At 63.9% G+C, this 18,418-nt stretch carries 15 protein-coding genes and 1 pseudogene; 5 read left to right on the top strand and 11 right to left on the bottom strand.

What is annotated here, in order from left to right:
- Positions 1–121 (bottom strand): annotated as a pseudogene (locus AC1DUR_RS17875) (IS481 family transposase); the annotation flags it as partial.
- 167 nt (positions 122–288) lie between these two features.
- Here AC1DUR_RS17875 and urtE point away from each other — a divergent pair.
- Entirely contained in the window at positions 289–981 is a 693-nt protein-coding gene (urtE, locus tag AC1DUR_RS17870) for an urea ABC transporter ATP-binding subunit UrtE (RefSeq protein ID WP_477717998.1), read from the top strand.
- A gap of 208 nt (positions 982–1,189) precedes the next feature.
- On the opposite strand, the gene AC1DUR_RS17865 is transcribed toward urtE, so the two are convergent.
- The 4 genes from AC1DUR_RS17865 to AC1DUR_RS17850 form a co-directional block, all read right to left on the bottom strand.
- Positions 1,190–1,990 carry a transporter substrate-binding domain-containing protein gene (locus AC1DUR_RS17865; protein ID WP_477717997.1) on the bottom strand — a complete coding sequence of 267 codons (801 nt, stop codon included), beginning with the start codon at positions 1,988–1,990 and terminating at the stop codon, positions 1,190–1,192.
- A gap of 323 nt (positions 1,991–2,313) precedes the next feature.
- Positions 2,314–2,664 carry a hypothetical protein gene (locus AC1DUR_RS17860; RefSeq protein WP_477717996.1) on the bottom strand — a complete coding sequence of 117 codons (351 nt, stop codon included), beginning with the start codon at positions 2,662–2,664 and terminating at the stop codon, positions 2,314–2,316.
- Positions 2,665–2,857: 193 nt separating this feature from the next.
- The gene (locus AC1DUR_RS17855; protein WP_477717995.1) at positions 2,858–3,337 is read right to left on the bottom strand and encodes a VOC family protein; all 480 of its coding nucleotides are present in this window, start codon (positions 3,335–3,337) and stop codon (positions 2,858–2,860) included.
- Between the two features lie 224 nt (positions 3,338–3,561).
- Positions 3,562–4,026: a ferritin-like domain-containing protein gene (locus AC1DUR_RS17850; RefSeq protein ID WP_477717994.1), complete on the bottom strand. Its 465-nt coding sequence runs from the start codon at positions 4,024–4,026 to the stop codon at positions 3,562–3,564.
- Positions 4,027–4,375: 349 nt separating this feature from the next.
- On the opposite strand from AC1DUR_RS17850, the gene AC1DUR_RS17845 reads away from it, so the two are divergent.
- On the top strand, positions 4,376–4,894 hold the full coding sequence (locus AC1DUR_RS17845; protein ID WP_477717993.1) for an ureidoglycolate lyase: 519 nt from the start codon (positions 4,376–4,378) through the stop codon (positions 4,892–4,894).
- A gap of 171 nt (positions 4,895–5,065) precedes the next feature.
- Here the strand turns inward: AC1DUR_RS17845 and AC1DUR_RS17840 are convergent, their stop codons facing one another.
- Positions 5,066–5,722, bottom strand: coding sequence for a CDGSH iron-sulfur domain-containing protein (locus tag AC1DUR_RS17840; RefSeq protein ID WP_477717992.1), 657 nt, complete (start codon positions 5,720–5,722; stop codon positions 5,066–5,068).
- A gap of 469 nt (positions 5,723–6,191) precedes the next feature.
- On the opposite strand from AC1DUR_RS17840, the gene alaC reads away from it, so the two are divergent.
- Positions 6,192–7,403 carry an alanine transaminase gene (gene alaC / locus AC1DUR_RS17835; protein ID WP_477717991.1) on the top strand — a complete coding sequence of 404 codons (1,212 nt, stop codon included), beginning with the start codon at positions 6,192–6,194 and terminating at the stop codon, positions 7,401–7,403.
- Positions 7,404–7,683: 280 nt separating this feature from the next.
- Here the strand turns inward: alaC and AC1DUR_RS17830 are convergent, their stop codons facing one another.
- The 4 genes from AC1DUR_RS17830 to AC1DUR_RS17815 all read right to left on the bottom strand — a co-directional run bounded on the left by AC1DUR_RS17830 (position 7,684) and on the right by AC1DUR_RS17815 (position 14,220).
- On the bottom strand, positions 7,684–8,136 hold the full coding sequence (locus AC1DUR_RS17830; protein WP_477721844.1) for a hypothetical protein: 453 nt from the start codon (positions 8,134–8,136) through the stop codon (positions 7,684–7,686).
- A 224-nt stretch (positions 8,137–8,360) separates the two neighbouring features.
- Positions 8,361–9,191: an urease accessory protein UreD gene (locus AC1DUR_RS17825; protein WP_477721843.1), complete on the bottom strand. Its 831-nt coding sequence runs from the start codon at positions 9,189–9,191 to the stop codon at positions 8,361–8,363.
- A 176-nt stretch (positions 9,192–9,367) separates the two neighbouring features.
- The gene (gene cphA, locus AC1DUR_RS17820) at positions 9,368–11,989 is read right to left on the bottom strand and encodes a cyanophycin synthetase (protein WP_477721842.1); all 2,622 of its coding nucleotides are present in this window, start codon (positions 11,987–11,989) and stop codon (positions 9,368–9,370) included.
- Positions 11,989–14,220 (bottom strand): cyanophycin synthetase, encoded by a 2,232-nt coding sequence (locus tag AC1DUR_RS17815; RefSeq protein WP_477717987.1) that lies wholly within the window; start codon positions 14,218–14,220, stop codon positions 11,989–11,991. The genes cphA and AC1DUR_RS17815 overlap by 1 nt, the downstream gene beginning before the upstream one ends.
- Before the next feature lie 333 nt (positions 14,221–14,553).
- Between AC1DUR_RS17815 and AC1DUR_RS17810 the strand changes: the two genes are divergently transcribed.
- Together AC1DUR_RS17810 and AC1DUR_RS17805 are read left to right on the top strand one after the other, a co-directional pair.
- Complete coding sequence (locus AC1DUR_RS17810) at positions 14,554–16,905, top strand: cyanophycin metabolism-associated ABC transporter (protein WP_477721841.1); 2,352 nt, start codon at positions 14,554–14,556, stop codon at positions 16,903–16,905.
- Between the two features lie 14 nt (positions 16,906–16,919).
- On the top strand, positions 16,920–17,435 hold the full coding sequence (locus tag AC1DUR_RS17805; protein ID WP_477717985.1) for a cyanophycin metabolism-associated DUF1854 family protein: 516 nt from the start codon (positions 16,920–16,922) through the stop codon (positions 17,433–17,435).
- Between the two features lie 282 nt (positions 17,436–17,717).
- On the opposite strand, the gene AC1DUR_RS17800 is transcribed toward AC1DUR_RS17805, so the two are convergent.
- On the bottom strand, positions 17,718–18,413 hold the full coding sequence (locus AC1DUR_RS17800; protein ID WP_477717984.1) for a GntR family transcriptional regulator: 696 nt from the start codon (positions 18,411–18,413) through the stop codon (positions 17,718–17,720).
- Between the last annotated feature and the right edge of the window lie 5 nt (positions 18,414–18,418).

Genomic DNA, 18,418 nt, shown 5'->3' with positions numbered 1-18,418 from the left:
ATGCGGCCTTCGCGCCAATGCCAAAGCGCCGACACAGCTCGCGCCGGTTGGCGCCTTCTTGCAAGGCCAGTGCCACGAATTCGCGTTTGATGTCCATCAGGTCTCTCGGTTGCCAAGGCATGCCCTTCTCCTTGCGCCAATGGCGCTGAAGAAGTGTTTCCTATGTCTCCGAACACCTGTTGCGTATGTGCCCAGTCCATACAGCGAAGCAAAGAAAAGTAAGTCGCCCGCCGGGGCGAGTCCCGGCCTCCACCCTCAGCAAAGGCCCATAAACTTCGGAGTAGTCCCATGCTGACAGTGAAAAACATCAACCAATACTACGGCGGCTCCCACATCCTGCGCGATGTGAGCATGGACTCCCACCTTGGCAAGGTCACGGTGCTGCTGGGCCGCAACGGCGTAGGCAAGACCACGCTGCTCAAGTCGCTCATGGGCCTGGTGCCCATCAAGACCGGCACCATCGAATTCGATGGCAAGCAGATCCAGGGTGCGACACCGTATGAACGCGCCAGGGCCGGCATAGGCTTCGTCCCTCAAGGCCGCGAAATTTTTGCGCGCCTGACGGTGGAAGAAAACCTGCGCATGGGCCTGGCTTACAAAAGCGCGGGCACACCGATTCCTGCTGAACTGTATGAGTTGTTCCCCGTGCTCAAGCAGATGCTGAACCGCCGCGGCGGCGACCTCTCGGGCGGGCAGCAGCAGCAGCTCGCGATTGCGCGCGCGCTGGCCGCCAAGCCCAAGCTCTTGATCCTGGACGAGCCGACCGAGGGCATACAGCCCAGCATCATCAAGGACATCGGCCGCGTGATCCGCATGCTGGCCGACCGGGGAGACATGGCGATTCTGCTGGTGGAGCAGTACTACGACTTTGCGCAGGAGCTGGCCGACGACTACCTGGTGATGGAGCGCGGCGAATTCATCGCGCGCGGCCAAGGCAAGGACATGGAAGCCAATGGTGTCCGGCAGCTGGTGGCGATATGAGCACCAAGGCATGAAACCAGCACTTCTTTGATCGCAATGTCGCAATGTTGTGGACCGGTGCCAACACCTGGCGGTCCAACGCGTATTGCTGAATGCCTGGCTGAGACTGACTCCAGAGATTCGGGACGACCGATAACCGTCATTTAACGGCCAGCTTGACGCGCACCCGCTTTACGGGCGTCGCTGTCCAAGCCGTGGTTAGAGAGCATCATTTATGTGGGGTCACAACCACGCCGCGTAATCCGGCTCTTTCGACCGCGGCCTGAACCAAACCCTCGGACTTCGCGTCTTCAATGAACTGGCGCAAGTACGTGATGCCGAGATCCCGTCCCTTGGGCATCGCCATGGCGTGTGGATCGATGCCGGGCCGACCGTCGAGAACCTGAGAACCGGGCAATTGATTCGACATCTCGAACAGGATTGGCTTGATGCTGCCCATTACGTCTGCTCTCCCGGATTTCAGCGCCTCCAATGCGCCAGGGTTGCTTGGTGCTCGGACCAACACTGCATTTTTCAGTGCGCGAGTGAAAAAGACATCCGGGCCGGATTTCTCCTGCACGGCAACTCGAATCCCGGGGCGATCCACATCAGCCATCGTCGAGATGGAAGAACCGCCAGGGACGAGGTAGCCGAATTCGACTTCCAGGTGCACGGCGGCAAAATCAAACTCCTTCGCCCGCTCAGGACTAAACCCGAAATGGGACACGTCCCAAGCCCCGGATTTCCCACCGTCGAGAAGGGCTCCGATCGATGGGTACAGAACCGGTTCGAACGGAACCCCTATGCGCCGGGCCAACTCTTTTCCGAGGTCAAATCCCAGCCCCTTCATCTCACCCGACACGGAGTCCCGCGTCATGTTCAAGGGATTGCTCTGCTGGAGCCCAACGCGAAGCTTGCCGGTTGGAGCCAATGCCTGTCGCACTTCCGGTGTCGGGGCGGTACTGACACCCGCACAGCCCGAAAGCAGCAGTCCAAGTATTGCGGTCATCAGCCAATGAGTCGTTCGCATTGCGTTCTCCTCTGAAGTTACCGTTGCTCCTAACGAATGTAGACCGCAAGGTGCAGCGGTATAACGTGGCGACTTTCACTACGAAACTGGCAGTTAGGCTTGTCTCACTTGGATAGTTTGTGCCATTAAAAATAGCGACAAACCCGGCAAATTGTAAGAAATGGCTCGTCCCACATTTATAGCGATTCTCGACCAAACGTTGTGGTTTGAATATCCCTCCATTTGGGGGAGGCTGCCGAAAGACCAATTTCACTGCATTGCAGGCACCAACTGATCGACGGGTTGGGCGCCCGTGCGGCTGAACTCACGCGACCACCGTTCCGTTATTTGTCGGTAGCGGGTGAGGGTGAGGATGCCGGCGAGGAGGCGGGTGAACCGCCCACCTTGCCGGCAACGCGGTTAGCCGCGCTCGCAGTTGCCTTTGCGCCATGCTCGACTCCGCGGGCCGTTGCCTTGGCTCCACGCTCGATGCCGCTGGCTGCTGCCTTCACCCCACGCTCGACGCCGCTGGCAGCGGCTTTTGCGCCTCGCGCGACCGCATTTCCCACCTTGTCAACGACGCCAGGCGCGGTGCTCGTGCTTGACTCCGCGGGTTCCTCTGAGGCGGCCTGGGCGTGGCCCAGCAGAATGAACACTGAGGTAAGCGCTGCTGCGGTCTTGAGAATCGTATTCATGGAAGTTCTCGCGTCTTTGTTATCGCACCATGATAGCGCTTGCCTGCAATATGGCGACGATTTCAACAACCGAAGCATCCGCACCCGGCCAGAACCGGTCGGGCAGCCATCCCCTCACAGCTGAACAGGAGAGAACTTGCGGAGAATGTGCGGAGAACGCGCGGGACATGCGCCATCAACTTGAGGACAGGTTTCAGCCCCGCCGTGCCGCCTCTATCGCGGCGATGTCGATCTTTTTCATGGTCATCATCGCGTCGAATGCGCGCTTGGCCGCCGCGCGATCGGGGTCGGATACAGCCGCGGTGAGGGCGCGCGGGGTGATCTGCCATGACAATCCCCACCGGTCCTTGCACCAGCCGCACTCGCTTTCCTGGCCGCCGTTGCCGACGACCGCGTTCCACAAGCGGTCGGTTTCGGCCTGGTCGTCGGTCGCGATCTGAAAAGAGAAGGCCTCGTTGTGCTTGAAATACGGGCCGCCGTTCAGCCCGATGCAGGGAATGCCGGCGACGGTGAACTCGACCGTCAGGACATCGCCCTGCTTGCCGTCGGGATAGTCGCCCGGTGCGCGGAGGATGGCGCCGACAGCGCTGTCAGGGAATGTTTCGGCATAGAATTTTGCGGCGTCAGCGGCGTCGCCGTCGTACCACAGACAGATCGTGTTCTTGCTGGTCATTTCGTGTCTCCTGAAGAGTTGAGCACCCGGCATCCGCCGCCGTCCAAACAACTCAAATCGTACTCATCGCGGGACCTCGGTCTGTCGGATGGGACTGATGCCGTTGTAGGGATCCGCCGATGCCGCACACTCTCCCAAGGCGTTCGGGGCTCCGGTTTCGCCAGCTCTGCGGGCGGGGCCGTCACTGCCGGTCCCGGTCAGGCCTCTACCCGCACCCGCTCCCGTCAACCTTGGGGCTGGGCGAACGCCGCGGCATGTCCCGGTTTGCGCAGCATCTTGTCCACGTCCCCGGCATGCAGCTCTTCCAGTTGGATCATCTGGCGAGCATATTCTTCCAGCGCGACGGAGCGATGCTCCACCAGTGTCAATAGCTCGCGGTACAGCTTCAAGGCACCCATCTCGGCTTCCAGTGACTCGCGCAGGATCGCGGCGATATCAAAGGTGTGGCTGTCCAGCAGCTTGCCGATCGCAAGCGACGGATAGGCGCCGAGCGTGGTGATCCATTCTCCGGCCTGCTGGGCATGCAGCAGCGATTCAGTGGCCTGTTCGCGCAACCAGGCAACAACCGGAATACGGCCAAACCCGAATACCAGAAATGAGTAGTGGGTGTAGCGGACGACGCCGGCGAGCTCGGCCTCAAGTATCCGGTTCAGCACGCCAACGACCTGGTCTTTTTCAATCTCCGACATGACTCGTCCCTCCTAAAGCAATGCGGGTGCGCGGCATGCTCCATAGCCGACTTTGGAGTTGACAGTCAGCTTTTGGCGGCGGTGCGATGTTGGCCCAGATTCTCGCAAACGCTTCAATCAGTTGTCCCCGCTGCCTGTGGCCTACGCTGTGGATAACTTTTTGGATAAGTCCCCAAAGCACCGCCAGCACTGGGTTGGCGGATTATGCTAAAAAATGAGGCAACATGGATGTTCGGCGAGCCGTGACAACCGGGCAACGCCTTATGCTGTGCAAAACAACAGTTGCCAACTATCTGCATGTCGCTCGTCCCTTTCGATCTCGCCACCCCCACCTCTGAAGGTCGCCACCATGTCAACCCGTCGCCACGTCATGCCCATCGAACCTCTCGGCGCGGGAGCGTTTCGCCGCTACGGCGATGTCATTGAGGCCAGCGATTCGGCCGAGCAGTTCACGGTCAACCAGGGGGACGCGACGCGGTACCACGATCTGGCAACGGTGGACGTGGCTGCCGAGCATGGCCATCCGGTCATTAGCATTTTCCGCGCGCAGCCATGCAACTTGCCCTTGCGTCTGCGGCTGCTCGAGCGCCACCCGATCTGCAGCCAAGCGTTCATTCCGATGGGAAACCAACCCTATCTGGTGATTGTGGCCGCGGCCGACACGCCGCTGAGCGCACAGCACATCCACTGCTTTCGTGCATCCCCTGGCCAAGGTGTCAATTTTGCACGCGGGACATGGCATCACCCGGTGCTGCCCCTGCACTCGGTTTGCGATTTTCTTGTGATCGACCGGGGTGGGCCGTCGAAGCTGCCCAATTGCGAGGAACTCGCGCTAGATGATGAATTGGAACTGTGGATCGAAGCTTGAGCGGAACGCCAGCGCAAGAAAGCCGTCACCACGGAAAAACTATCGTGGACCGTGCCTGACTTCGTGGGAAGTCCCTGTAAAAGGGTCAGGCTGACGGTTGGGGCAACGCTGCCTGACACGCCGGCCTCACCCGTGTTGGGTCGGACGAAAACAAGCCGCCCATCCGCTGATTCAGTTGCTGTCGTCCTGAAAGTTGATGTTCCGGTGCGTACCGTCGCAAAATGGCTTGTTCTTCGATCCGCCGCAGCGGCAGAGGGTAAAGCGCTCACGCGAGGCGCCTTCGCTCCAGTTCTCGGTGTCAAGATCAAACCCCTGAACCTCATAGGGGCCGTTTCGTGCGATATGAATGCTCGGAGCAGCCACGTCAGTTGGTCCGGGTTGGCCGTGCCGTGTGTATCGAAGCGCGCCTGACGGGCAGTGTCGAACGACCTCGATGATGGTGTCCGCGTCTGCCCGATCCGGCTGGATCCAGGGTTTTTCGCCATCGCGGAAGACCAGCGGAAGCGTTTTGGCGCACCGCTCCGACGCCGAGCACTGAAGACGGTTGAAGCTCACAACAATGGCGGCGCCCGGGTAGTCCACGACGCCATCAGGCGTGCGGTCCGGGTGCCGCTCGTCCGAAAACCCGATCCGAATATGGGAGCTGTCACAAAACGGCTTCCTCTTCGATGCGCCGCAACGACACAACGCGACGCCGTACCACCCTTCGAGCCGCTCTCCCTTTGAGTTTGTCAGGTCATCGACGGTGACCAGGTATGGTCCATTGCGCGACAGCCTTATGCGAGGTCTTGGCTTGCCTGGAGGTTTCGCGGTAACCAGCGCGGCCATGGTGACACTCCTTACCCGCCGCACAAGGCGGGCGACTCTTCAACACCCAATACCGAACGCATGGAATGCTACGCCCGCTGACGCCTCGCGCATTTGGCGGGGGTGCGAGCATAGCGCTCCCGCGGCCCTTACAAATTATCTGCCCATGCAATAGCCCTCCCGGAAAGTAGGGGTTGGTTCTGAATGGCTGACTTTTCGCTGTGCTGTGCTGGGCTGGGCTCATTCGAAGAACAATTCGTGACTGACCGCTCGGGGGTGACACCACGCATCCGCACTCTCCACAATGACCGTCAACACGACATAGTTGCTGCAACGGCCAAGGCGGATTCATCGTGGTTTCTTATGGAAGCCCGATGAGCTCGGTGCCTACCAGTCGACCGGCATCGCCGTCGGTTACGATGGCGGTGGGCCGGCCTCATTGCCGGCCACGTCGCTCGGACGGTTCCGGGCGCTTACGTGAAAGTTTTTTATGTCCGCTTCCTCTTCAGGCAAGCGCCGCTTTGCGCGCATTGACCGCCTTCCTCCCTACGTCTTCAACATCACGGCCGAGCTCAAGCTCGCGGCGCGCCGGCGTGGCGAAGACATCATCGACATGAGCATGGGCAACCCCGATGGCGCCACGCCCGCGCACATCGTGGCCAAGCTCACCGAGGTGGCGCAGCGGCCCGACACCCACGGCTACTCGGCCAGCAAGGGCATTCCGCGCCTGCGCCGCGCCATCGCGCACTGGTACCAGAGCCGCTACCAGGTGGCGATAGACCCCGACACCGAGGCCATCGTCACCATCGGCTCCAAGGAAGGCCTGGCGCACCTGATGCTGGCCACACTGGACCGTGGCGACACCGTGCTGGTGCCCGATCCGAGCTACCCGATCCACATCTACGGCGCGGTGATCGCGGGGGCCGACATCCGCTCCGTGCCGCTGACGCCCGACACGGATTTCTTCGCCGAGCTGGAGAAGGCGATTCGCGGCAGCTACCCCAAGCCCAAGATGATGGTGCTGGGCTTTCCGTCCAACCCGACGGCCCAGTGCGTGGAGCTGGAGTTCTTCGAGAAGGTGATTGCGCTGGCGCGCAAGCACGACATTTTTGTGGTGCACGATCTGGCCTATGCCGACATCGTGTTCGACGGCTGGAAGGCGCCGTCCATCATGCAGGTGCCGGGTGCCAAGGACATCGCGGTCGAGTTCTTCACGCTGTCCAAGAGCTACAACATGGCGGGCTGGCGCGTCGGCTTCATGGTGGGCAACCCCGATCTAGTGGCCGCGCTGGCCCGCATCAAGAGCTACCACGACTACGGCACCTTCACGCCGCTGCAGGTGGCGGCCATCGCCGCGCTGGAAGGCGACCAGAGTTGCGTGAAAGAGATCGCCGCGCAGTACCAGAGCCGGCGCGATGTGCTCTACAAGGGCTTGATCGAAGCGGGTTGGCAGGTGGACTGCCCCAAGGCCTCGATGTACATCTGGGCCCGCATCCCCGAGGCCTATGGCAAGCTCGGTTCGCTGGAATTTTCCAGGCAGTTGCTTGAAAAAGCCAGGGTGTGCGTGTCGCCCGGCATCGGCTTCGGCGACCATGGCGACGACCATGTGCGCTTTGCGCTGATCGAAAACGAGGCCCGCATCCGCCAGGCCGTGCGCGGCATCAAGGCCATGTTCAAGGCCGACGGGCTGGTCAAGCCCTAGTACTCCGACCCAGAAATATCGAAACATGAAAGCGCGCCTTCGAGCCCATGCCGTCGTTGCAAATCCTCGCCATAGCTACGGCTATGTCTGCGGTTTGCGCCTAGGCCTGGGCCCGAATCCATCGCTTTCATTGCGTTCCGATACCTCTGTGTCGAAGTGCTAGCCTGAAGTTTTTGGTGAGTTGAAAAAGAAGTGGGCCGCATCGAGCGGCCCACTTTGCTTCTACCCCATCCGGTGAATTCATCAAACCCCGGCGGAGCGAGTGGCAACCTGGTTAACTTTATTGCGTAGCAGGCACTGTTATTTCTGCTTCGCGCAGCACGCCACCACCGGCGACACTGCCCTGGGCTTTGCCGCTGCCCGCAATGCGCTCCTGGCAGGCAATCTGGTCGTCGCCTTTAAAGACTTCACACCGCTTCAGTGCGTTGGCGGCAAACTGGCCGTCACCGTTTTCAAGCTTGCCTGCGCGCTTGGCAGCGTTGGCATTTTTCACCTCGGTGATGCAGGTGGCCCTGTCTTGCTGGGTTTTACCGCTGTTACAGGCGGCCATTTCGCTTTTTGCATCACCGGTTGCATCAATACCGGTCGTGCCGGATGCAATTTGCGCGGAGGCGATCTGAGCGGTGGCGGCAGTCATGGCCAGCAGTACAGCCAGTCCGAAGCAAGCCACGCCTTTGCCCAAGCGGTTAAGCCGGACGTGATGGTCGTGGCGGATAGGCATTGATAAGTGCATGGTCAAACTCCTTGTTCCATTTCGGTTCATGTAGTTTGGCGCAGCGGCTCTGTATGGGATGAAAGGAAATCACCAGCAAGACCGCGTCCCACTACGAATTCCGCTGTAGGACAGGTCTTTCAAGGGTTTTCCTGCATGGCCCAGTGCACAGCAGGAACAGGACGGGAATAGGCGGGAGAAGACGGAAAAAGAAGCTGAAGGCCCGCGTTTCTGCGACCCGGCGTTTACATCGACCAGATGCGCGGGCTGGAGGCGGCCTGTTGCCAGAAATGACTGCGCCAGGCCAGCCACACCTGCCGCAGCAGCGCCATGGCGGGCTCCACCACCGGCGCCAGCACCCTGACCACCACCACCTGCCCATCGGGGCTGGTGGCGCCCGCCGTTGCAGACAGCGGGTGCGCTTCGAGGATCTGGCGCGCGGTGTCAAGCGCCTGCTGGCGGCGGTTGCGGTCGAGCTTGCTGCCGGCCACAAAAAAGAGCGAGGCCATGCAGCGGTGCCCCGCCATGCCGAGCGGGCTGCTCATCAGCAGGGTGTCGCTGGCCTGCATGCGCGCGCGCTCCAGCCACACGCCCGGCACTTCAATATGCTGGCAAAAGCTGCCGTGTTCAAAGGGCAGGTTGGCGGCGGGCAGGCCGAGTGCGGTGATGTCCCAGCCGATCAACTCGGCCCCGGGGGCCAGCGTCATGGTCAGGTGGTTTTCAGCGAGGCAGCCGCTGTAGCAAATCGCCTCCAGCGGCAGCCACTCCATGCGCGCGCCGGCCTTGAGCGTCAGATGGGTGCGCTGCAGCGCGGGCTCACCGGTGGAGCGGTAAAAACGCGTGGCGCCGGGTGTGGTGACCAGGCCGTGTGCGCCGGCGCCGGCGCTGAATTGCAAGTCCAGCGTGTCGCCGCCCACCAGCCCGCCGGGCGGGTGCACGATCACGTTGTGGCAAATCGCATCGCCCTCGGGATAGAGGCTTTGCAAAATACGCAGCGGCCCGCTGTGGCGAAAGTGGGCAACCGTCTTGCCGGCTTGCCATGTGTAGTCGAGTGCGAGCGTCGCGTTCCAGGTCATGGGCCGAGTTTAGCGTGCCTGCCACGCTGGTTCGCTATGAAGTTTATAGCTGTCAGCCCGTGTTTTTGATGGGCTTCGGCCGTTGTTGATCGTGGTTGGTCATTGATTCCGGTTGCCTGCGTTGTTCCCTGCGCTGTTGCATGAACTGTTGCCCGCGCGGCAAACCGGAATGCACTTCAGGATGCAGCCACCAGCTGGTCTTTGGCTTCCTTCACGCGCAGCGCCAGATGGTCCAGCGCTTCCTGCACCTGATCCACCAGCACAAGGCACAGGTCACCGGGTTGCAGGCGCGCCAGTGCCGTGTCAATGGCCAGGAATTCGCCGCGGATTTCGTCGATGCGGCTGGTGCGGCTGGCCTTGTGTAATCCTTCCAGGCCTTCGCGCAGCAGCCCCATCACTTCGCCATCGGCGCGGCCGCGCTGGGCGGCGTCCTGGTAAAGGATGACGTCGTCAAACGCGGCGCCCAGGATCACGGTCTGGTCGCGGATGTCGCTGTCGCGCCGGTCGCCGGCGCCGCTGATCACCACGCTGCGGCGCTGCCCGGATGCGGCGGGCATGGCGTCTACCGCCGCCACCAGTGCGCGCATGGCGTCCGGGTTGTGGCCGTAGTCTGCAATGACCGTGGCACCGCGGTAGTCCATCACATTGAAGCGGCCCGGTGCGTTGTGCGCATCGTTGACAAAGCTGGCCAGCCCGCTTTTGATGGTGTCCCAGTTCAGGCCCGTCGCCCAGGCTGCGGCTATCGCGGCCATGGCATTTTCGACCTGAAAGCCAATGCTGCCGCCGCGCGTCACGGGAATGCCGGTCAGCGGAATGCGTTCGACCCACGCGCCTTCGGCGGCCACCAGCATCGGGCCGTCCACGTACACGGTGCGCTTGCCCTGCGCGCGGTGCGTGGCCATGAGCGGGTGGTGGCGGTCTGCTGCGAAATAAATCACCTTGCCGGGGCAGGTGGCAGCCATGTCGGCGACGATGGGATCCGCCGCATTGAGCACCGCATAGCCGGTGGACGCGACGTTCTGCACAATCACGCGCTTGAGCACCGCCAGGTCTTCCACCGTGGTGATGTAGTTGAGCCCCAGGTGGTCGCCGCTGCCGATGTTGGTGACGACGGCCACTTCGCAGCGGTCAAAGCCCAGGCCTTCGCGCAGCACACCGCCGCGCGCGACTTCAAAGACGGCGGCGTCCACGTCGGGATGCATCAGCACATTGCGGGCGCTCTTGGGGCCGCTGCAGTCACCGCTGTCGGTCTGCCGGCCATTGACCCAGACACCGTCGGTGTTGGTCATGCCGGTGCGCAGGCCGTGCGCGGTCATCAGGTGGGCAATCAGGCGCGTGGTGGTGGTCTTGCCGTTGGTGCCGGTCACGGCAATCACGGGGATGCGGCCGTTATTCACGTCATTTCCGCCGGCCGGGAACAGCTCGTTGATCATGGCCACGCCCACGGCGCGGCCCTTGCCATAAGAGGGCGAGAGGTGCATGCGCAGGCCGGGCGCGGCATTGACCTCGACCACGCCGCCGCTTTGCGATTCGAGCGGGCGCAGCATGCTTTCGCAGACCACGTCGACGCCGCAGATGTGCAGGCCCACCATCTTCGCCGCGGCCACGGCGCGTGCCGCCACGGCGGGATGCACGTCGTCCGTGACATCGGTCGCGGTGCCGCCGGTGCTCAGGTTGGCGTTGTTGCGCAGGATGACGCGGCGTCCCTTGGCGGGAATCGATTCGGGCGTGAGATCCTGCGCCTCGAGCCGGCCCACGGCGATATCGTCAAAGCGGATTTTGGTGAGCGAGGTGGCATGGCCTTCGCCGCGCCGAGGGTCCTGGTTGACGATGTCGACCAGTTCGCGCACGGTGTGCAGGCCGTCGCCCACCACCTGCGGCGGATCGCGCCGCGAGGCGGCGACCAGCTTGTCGCCCACCACCAGCAGGCGGAAGTCGCTGCCCGGCAAAAACGTCTCGACCATGACCTCGCCATACTCGGCCGCTGCGCGGTAGGCACTTTCCAGTTGTTCCCGGCTGCTGATGTTGACGGTAACGCCCTTGCCCTGGTTGCCGTCTTGCGGCTTCACCGCGACGGGCAGGCCAATCTGCCGGGCCACGGCCCAGGCGTCTTCTACGTCACTGACCGGCCGGCCCAGCGGCACCGGCACGCCGGCCGCACGCAGCAGCTTTTTGGTGAGGTCCTTGTCCTGGGCAATCGACTCGGCCACGGCGCTGGTGGCGTCGATTTCGGCCGCCTGGATGCGGCGCTGTTTGGAGCCCCAGCCGAACTGCACCATGCTGCCCTTGGTGAGTCGCCGGTAGGGAATGCCGCGCGCCACGGCCGCATCGACAATGGCGCCGGTGCTGGGCCCCAGGCGCTCGTCTTCGTCGAGGTCGCGCAGTTGCGCGATGGCAGCGTCGAGGTCAAAAGCGGCGTCGCGCAGGGCTGCGTGAATCAGGGCCTGCGCCAGCTCGAGCGCCAGCCGGCCCACGGCCTCTTCGCTGTATTCGACCACGACCTGGTAGGTGCCGGGTTCCACGGTGACGGCCGTCTGGCTGAAGGTGACCGGGCAGCCGGCTGCCGCCTGCAGCGCCAGCGCAGAGGCTTCCAGCACATGCGCCAGCGAGACCGGGCCGCCGTGGCCGGTCTGGCGCAGCGCGCCGATGCCGGGAAAGAGCGCGCGCACGCGCGGCTCAAGGCCGGGCAGGTCGTCTATCGAACGTTCGGCCGCCGTGCAGGCCACGACGGCTTCCAGCGCCGTGTGCCGGCTCCAGAGGTTGGGCCCGCGCAGGGCCCGGATGCGGGACACTTCCATTACTCTGCACTCCCGGCAGTTTTAGGGGTGGTTTCAAAGGCTTCCAGGCCTGCGCCGATCAAATTGAGCGGAATGCCCAGCGCCCAGGCCGCACCAACGGCGGCCAGCAGCGTGCTTTCACTGAGGTCGCGCCGCGCGCGCCAGGCCGACAGCTTGCCCAGGCCGGGCAGAAAGGCTTCGGTGGCGCCGGTGGCCAGCACGATCTGGTCTTGCCGCACATACAGGGCGCGGCCGCCTTTGGCACAATGCGCGGCGAGGGCGGGCGCCTTGGGGTCGGCGCTGTAGAAAATGACTTCGCCATCGCACAGGTCATGCATGTCCGCGATGCGTTGATGGGCGGCGTTGAGGACCGCCGCACCGCCGGACAGCACCACGTCGACCTGCGTGCGCATGACCCGGAACATCTGCTCGTCTTCGGTGATGTCGAATTCGGCCAGGCCGGCGGCGCCGCCGAGGTCGGTGACCACGCCCACCTGGCAGCGGTCGTAAGCCAGGCCGCTGCGCAAGATGGTTTCGGCGCTGTTTTCAAACACGGCGGCCTGCACCGTGCGATTGATCAGCAGGCGCTGGCCGGCTTCCCAGTGCGCGCTGTCGGAGGCATCCACGCAGCGCTGGTCCAGGAACAGGCCATCGCGGCAGGCCAGGCCGGTGTAGCGGCCCGACAGGTGCAGCAGCCAGGCCACCAGGCGCGCAATGCGCTGGGTGCCCTCGGAGCCGGCAATGCCAACGATGGGAATGCGGCCGCAGGGGCTGCTGTTCAGGCCGTCCTGTGGCGCGTGGTCGGGTGTGTCGGGAAACAGGTGGTCGCAAATGGCGCGGCCCACGGGCCGCGGCGAACCCTCGGCGGGTTTGAGGTGCATCAGCAGCCCAGGCCCGGCATTGACCTCGACAATGGCGCCGCCCTGCGCGTGCAGCGGGCGCGAGATGTCCTGCGCCACCACATCCACGCCGGCGATGTCCAGGCCGACGACGCGCGCAGCGAGCGACACGATATGGTCAACCTCGGGGTGGACCTCGTCGGTGCAGTCGATGGCGACATTGCCGTTGCGCTGGATCAGCACCTGCCGGCCGGCCGCCGGAACGGCGTGCGGCGTCAGGCCCTGGCGCTGCAGGTCCAGCACAATGGCTTCGTCCTTGTCGGTTTCGATGCGGCTGAGGGGAAAGTCTTCTTCCAGGCCGCGCCGCGGGTCGGTGTTGAGCTGGGCGTCCACCAGTTGCATCACGGTCGAGCTGCCGTCACCGGTCACGGTGGCGGTTTCACCCCGGGCTGCCGCCACGACGCGGCCGCCCACCACCAGCAGGCGGTGTTCATGGCCACGTATGAAGCGCTCTACCATCACGTCGCTGCCATGCGGCTCGGCCACGCGGAAAGCCGCGTCCACTTCTTCCTGGGTGTTGAGGTCCAGCGAGACGCCGCGGCCGTGGTTGCCGTCGGAGGGCTTGACGACCACCGGCAGGCCGATGTCCTGGGCGGCTTCCCAGGCCTGCTCCACGGTGCTGACAATTTCGCCTTCCGGAACGGGCACGCCGCAGGTGGCGAGCAGGCTTTTGGTCAGGTCCTTGTCGTGGGCAATCCCTTCGGCGATGGCGCTGGTGAGGTCGGTTTCGGCGGTCCAGATGCGGCGCTGGCTGGCGCCGTAGCCCAGCTGGACCAGGTTGCCGTCGTTCAGGCGGATGTGCGGAATGCGGCGGTCGGTGGCGGCCGCCACAATCGACGCCGTGCTGGGGCCGAGATAGCAGTCATCCACCTTGGCGCGGATTTTCTCCACGGCAAGCTGTACGTCGGCCGGCCCGAAGGCTTCGTCATTGATGGCGGCCATCAGCAGCCGGTGGCCTTCGGCCAGCGCCGTGCGGGCCACCTGTTCGTCGCGCGCCCGGAACACCATGCGGTACACGCCGCGCCGTGAGGTGCTGCGTGTCTGGCCAAAGCCCGTCGGCATGTCGGCCAGGTTCAGCAGCTCGATCACCACATGTTCCAGCACGTGGCCCGCCCAGGTGCCTTCCCGCAGGCGCTGGATGAAGCCGCCGCGCTCGCCGACGCCGCAGTGGTGTTCGAGCAGGGCGGGCAGCAGGGCGACCAGCCGGTCATTGAAGCCGGGCAGCAGGTTGGAGGGGCAGTCTTCCAGGCCCCCCAGGTCCAGCCATACTTCAAGAACGGGCCGGTAGGTCCAGATATTCGGGCCGCGCAGGTAGTTGATACGCAGTAGCTTGATGTCGTCCTGTTTGCTCATGTTTTGCAAAATTGTCGGCACGTTATCGGGTTTTCGGTCCTGCCCATGCAGGATGCCCATGTTGTGTCGATAGATTTCAGTTGGAGGCCTTTGAGGGTCTCGGGGTCCTGCCTGTGTCTCGTTATTTTCGTTATTTGTTTGCTGGTTTTAATTGCAGCGGGCGGCAGTGGGCAAAGTGCTGATTTTGCAGGCATTCGCCATTTTCGGTCCGGAAATAGGTAAACATCGATGCGACGGCCCGCATTCGGCGAAAATCCCTGCTTCGGGGCCAATCCGCGCGAATCCGAACACCCAGCCGCGCCAGATGCCGGACTCCAGGAAATTCATTACACAATGCAACATAACCATCCGGTGGACGACTCCAGCCATACCGACCCTGCGCTGACAGGGCTTCGTTCACAACTTGCAACCAAAGAAAACGTTCTGGCGACCCTGGCGGTTGACCTGGACCCGCAACTTCGTTTTGCCCAAGGCCTGCTCGCCCTGACTGACCGCCGCCTGCTGGCCTGCAGCCCGCAGGGCGACTGGCACGCCTGGTCCCTCCCGGACGCGGCGGGTGCGCCCGGGCAGGGCTTGCAATTGCGCCATTTCGACCATGCCGGCGTGGGCACGCTGGAGCTGCACGATACCCACAGCCGGCTCGCGAGTTGGCGGTTTACCCTGGGGGCCAATATGCAGGCGCTGCGCCTGGCGCGGCTGTTTGCCCAGCAAGGCGCCGTCGTGACGGCGGATCTGGCGGGTGCGGCCGGCGTGGCCGACGAAGCCGCCCTGTGCCCCGAATGCGATTTGCCGCTGCCGCCGGACAGCGAGGAATGCCCGGCCTGCGCCCGCGAACTGCACACGCCGCCGTCCACCTGGGTGTTGCTGCGCCTGTGGCGTTTCGCCCATCCTTACCGCCACCAGCTGCTGGCCGGTTTTTTGCTGACGCTGGCCTCCACGGCGGCTACGCTGGTGCCGCCCTACCTGACCATTCCGCTGATGGACGACATCCTGATCCCGTTCCAGAACGGCCAGCAGATCGAGCCCTGGAAGGTCATTGCCCTGCTCGCCGGGCTGCTGGGGGCGGCGCTGCTGGGCTGGGCGCTGAACTGGGCACGCACCTATTTGCTGGCGCTGGTGTCCGAGCGCATCGGTGCGGACCTGCGCACCGCCACGTTTGACCACCTGCTGGAGCTGTCGCTGGACTATTTCGGGGGCAAGCGCACCGGTGACCTGATGTCCCGGATAGGCTCCGAAACCGACCGTATCTGTGTGTTCCTGTCGCTGCATGCGCTGGACTTTGCCACCGATGTGCTGATGATCCTCATGACCGCGGTCATCTTGTTCTCAATCAATCCGTGGCTGGCCCTGGTGACCCTGCTGCCGCTGCCGTTTATCGGCTGGATGATCCATGTGGTGCGGGACAAGCTGCGCACCGGCTTTGAAAAGATCGACCGGGTCTGGTCCGACGTGACCAACGTACTGGCCGACACGATCCCCGGCATCCGTGTGGTCAAGGCTTTCGCCCAGGAAAAGCGCGAGGCCCAACGCTTTCGGGAGGTCAACCAGCACAACCTGGTGGTCAACGACAAGCTCAACAAGACCTGGTCGCTGTTCACGCCCACGGTGTCACTGCTGACCGAGATCGGCCTGCTGGTGGTCTGGGCTTTCGGCATCTGGCTGGTGTCGAAGCAGCAGATCACGGTCGGTGTGCTGACGGCCTTCATTGCCTACATCGGGCGTTTTTACACCCGGCTGGATTCCATGAGCCGCATTGTGTCGGTGACGCAAAAGGCGGCGGCCGGTGCCAAGCGGATTTTCGACATCCTGGACCATGTCTCCAACGTGCCGGAGACGGCCAACCCGGTGAAAATAGGCGCGCTGCAGGGCCGCATCGAGATGAAGGGCCTGGGTTTTCGCTATGGCAACCGGTCCGTCATTCGCGGCCTGGACCTGCAGATCGAGCCGGGCGAGATGATCGGCCTGGTCGGCCACAGCGGCTCGGGCAAAAGCACACTGGTCAACCTGATTTGCCGTTTTTACGATGTGAGCGACGGCGCTATTCAAGTAGACGGCACCGACATCCGGCGCTTTGGCGTGGCCGACTACCGCCGCCACATCGGCCTGGTGCTGCAGGAACCCTTCCTCTTTTTCGGCACGATTGCCGAGAACATCGCCTACGGCAAACCCGGCGCCACGCGCGCCGAGATCGTGGCGGCCGCGCGCGCCGCCCATGCGCATGAGTTCATCCTGCGCCTGGCCCAGGGCTATGACTCGCTGGTGGGCGAGCGCGGCCAGGGCCTGTCGGGCGGGGAGCGCCAGCGCATCTCGATTGCGCGCGCCCTGCTGATCAACCCGCGCATCCTGATCCTGGACGAGGCCACCTCGTCGGTCGACACAGAGACCGAAAAGGAAATCCAGCGCGCGCTGGACAACCTGGTGCAGGGCCGCACGACGATTGCCATTGCCCACCGCCTCTCGACGCTGCGCAAGGCCGACCGGCTGGTGGTGATGGACCGCGGCCAGGTGGTGGAAGTCGGCCCGCACGATGAGCTGATGGCGAAGCAGGGTGCTTACTGGCGGCTGTATGAAGCGCAGGCGCGCCAGGTGGACAGCGAGGATGGCGGCCAGGACGGCGAGGAGAGCCGGATAGCCCTGGCCACCTCGCAACTGGCCCATACCGCACAACATGCGGGCAACCCATGAGTGAAAACCTGAGCATGACAAATTCCCCCTCGACACCCTCGACACCCTCGACATCATCTACAGCTTCCCCGGCTTTCCAGCTGATGCGCCAGCCCTCCGGCCGGCTGCTGTTCATTGGCGCCAACGGCGAGCAGCATGCCGGCGTGGTGCCCGTGCGGGCGTTCCCGCTGGCTGCGCCCGATGAAGGCATCTCGCTGGTCAGTACCGAGGGCCATGAACTGGCCTGGGTAGAGCAGTTGCAGGCGCTGCCGCCCGCGCTGCGCACGCTGCTGCAGGAAGAGTTGGCCCTGCGCGACTTTGTGCCCGAGATACGGCGCCTGAAAAGCGTGTCGACCTTTGCCACGCCCAGCATCTGGACGGTGGAGACCGACCGGGGCGACACGTCTTTTGTGCTCAAGGGCGAGGAAGACATACGCCGGCTGGGGCGCACGGCCTTGCTCATCTCGGGCAGCCAGGGCGTGCAGTACAGCGTGCCCGACATGGCGGCGCTGGACCGCGCCTCGCGCCGCCTGCTGGAGCGGTTTCTGTGAGGGCTGGCGGGCAGGTACCCGGTTAGTCGGTTAGTCGGTTAGCGGGTTGGCAGCAATACGGTTCAGTTGGCGCACCGCGTGCAGTGCCGATCGTCTCCTTCCTCCGCAGGGGGAAGGCCGGGATGGGGGCTCACGGCGTGGGCGTCGGGCCACCGTGCTGACCTGGTCGTCGCTGGCCCTCACCCCAGCCTTCCCCCGAAAGGGGAAGGAGCTTCACGGGTCCTTGACTGAACCGTATGGGGGTTAACAGCGGCGCATAGCCGGTCTTGATGGCAGGGTGCGTCAGCCTACCCGGCGCAAGGTGGGCCGCCCCACCGGCGAGAGCGCCGCGCGCAGCCTGTCACTGCTGGAGGCGTCCGGCGCCGACGAGCCCAGCGCCGCTTCGACGCTGCCAATGTGGTCCAGCATGCGCTGCCGGGCCAGTTCCAGCTGGCCTTTTTCGAGCGCGGCCACGATGCCCGCATGCTCGGCGCAGGACTGGCCCGCGTCGTGCTTGGACTGGTACAGCGAGGCTGCCAGCGTGGTGCGCGCGGTCAGGTCGCGCAGCACATCGCACAGCAGCCGTTGCCCCAGGCATTCGGCCAGGCAGACATGGAAGTCGGCCAGCAGGAAAGAGCGGGTGGCGGCGTCGGCGTCTTCAATCGCCTGTTTCTCCTGGGCAATGTGCTGGCGCAGCTTGCGCACCACCGATTGCAGCGGCCGGCCTGCTTCGCGCAGGATGCCGGTCTCGATGATGCGGCGGGCCGAGAACGCATCGCGTGCCTCCTCGACCGAGGGCTCCACCACATACCAGCCCTTGCGCGTGCGCACTTCCACGAAGCCGCGTGCCTGCAGCTGCATCAGTGCTTCGCGCACCAGCGTGCGGCTCACACCGAACAGCTCGGCGAGCTCCTGCTCGCCCAGGCGCTCACCGGGCGCGAGCTTTTGCGCGAGGATGGATTCGACCACCTGCTGGGAAATCTGGTTCTGGCTGCTCATGGCAT

The organism is Polaromonas sp. P4_F4 (assembly GCF_056401355.1).
The sequence above is the reverse complement of the archived record's forward strand: the minus strand, read 5'-3'. Positions and strand labels throughout refer to the sequence as shown.

Excerpts from the sequence above, each read along its gene's own strand:
- urtE (WP_477717998.1), top strand. The coding sequence starts at position 289 with ATGCTGACAGTGAAAAACATCAACCAATACTACGGCGGCTCCCACATC.
- AC1DUR_RS17865 (WP_477717997.1), bottom strand. The coding sequence starts at position 1,990 with ATGCGAACGACTCATTGGCTGATGACCGCAATACTTGGACTGCTGCTT.
- AC1DUR_RS17860 (WP_477717996.1), bottom strand. The coding sequence starts at position 2,664 with ATGAATACGATTCTCAAGACCGCAGCAGCGCTTACCTCAGTGTTCATT.
- AC1DUR_RS17855 (WP_477717995.1), bottom strand. The coding sequence starts at position 3,337 with ATGACCAGCAAGAACACGATCTGTCTGTGGTACGACGGCGACGCCGCT.
- AC1DUR_RS17850 (WP_477717994.1), bottom strand. The coding sequence starts at position 4,026 with ATGTCGGAGATTGAAAAAGACCAGGTCGTTGGCGTGCTGAACCGGATA.
- AC1DUR_RS17845 (WP_477717993.1), top strand. The coding sequence starts at position 4,376 with ATGTCAACCCGTCGCCACGTCATGCCCATCGAACCTCTCGGCGCGGGA.
- AC1DUR_RS17840 (WP_477717992.1), bottom strand. The coding sequence starts at position 5,722 with ATGGCCGCGCTGGTTACCGCGAAACCTCCAGGCAAGCCAAGACCTCGC.
- alaC (WP_477717991.1), top strand. The coding sequence starts at position 6,192 with ATGTCCGCTTCCTCTTCAGGCAAGCGCCGCTTTGCGCGCATTGACCGC.
- AC1DUR_RS17830 (WP_477721844.1), bottom strand. The coding sequence starts at position 8,136 with ATGCACTTATCAATGCCTATCCGCCACGACCATCACGTCCGGCTTAAC.
- AC1DUR_RS17825 (WP_477721843.1), bottom strand. The coding sequence starts at position 9,191 with ATGACCTGGAACGCGACGCTCGCACTCGACTACACATGGCAAGCCGGC.
- cphA (WP_477721842.1), bottom strand. The coding sequence starts at position 11,989 with ATGGAAGTGTCCCGCATCCGGGCCCTGCGCGGGCCCAACCTCTGGAGC.
- AC1DUR_RS17815 (WP_477717987.1), bottom strand. The coding sequence starts at position 14,220 with ATGAGCAAACAGGACGACATCAAGCTACTGCGTATCAACTACCTGCGC.
- AC1DUR_RS17810 (WP_477721841.1), top strand. The coding sequence starts at position 14,554 with ATGCAACATAACCATCCGGTGGACGACTCCAGCCATACCGACCCTGCG.
- AC1DUR_RS17805 (WP_477717985.1), top strand. The coding sequence starts at position 16,920 with ATGACAAATTCCCCCTCGACACCCTCGACACCCTCGACATCATCTACA.
- AC1DUR_RS17800 (WP_477717984.1), bottom strand. The coding sequence starts at position 18,413 with ATGAGCAGCCAGAACCAGATTTCCCAGCAGGTGGTCGAATCCATCCTC.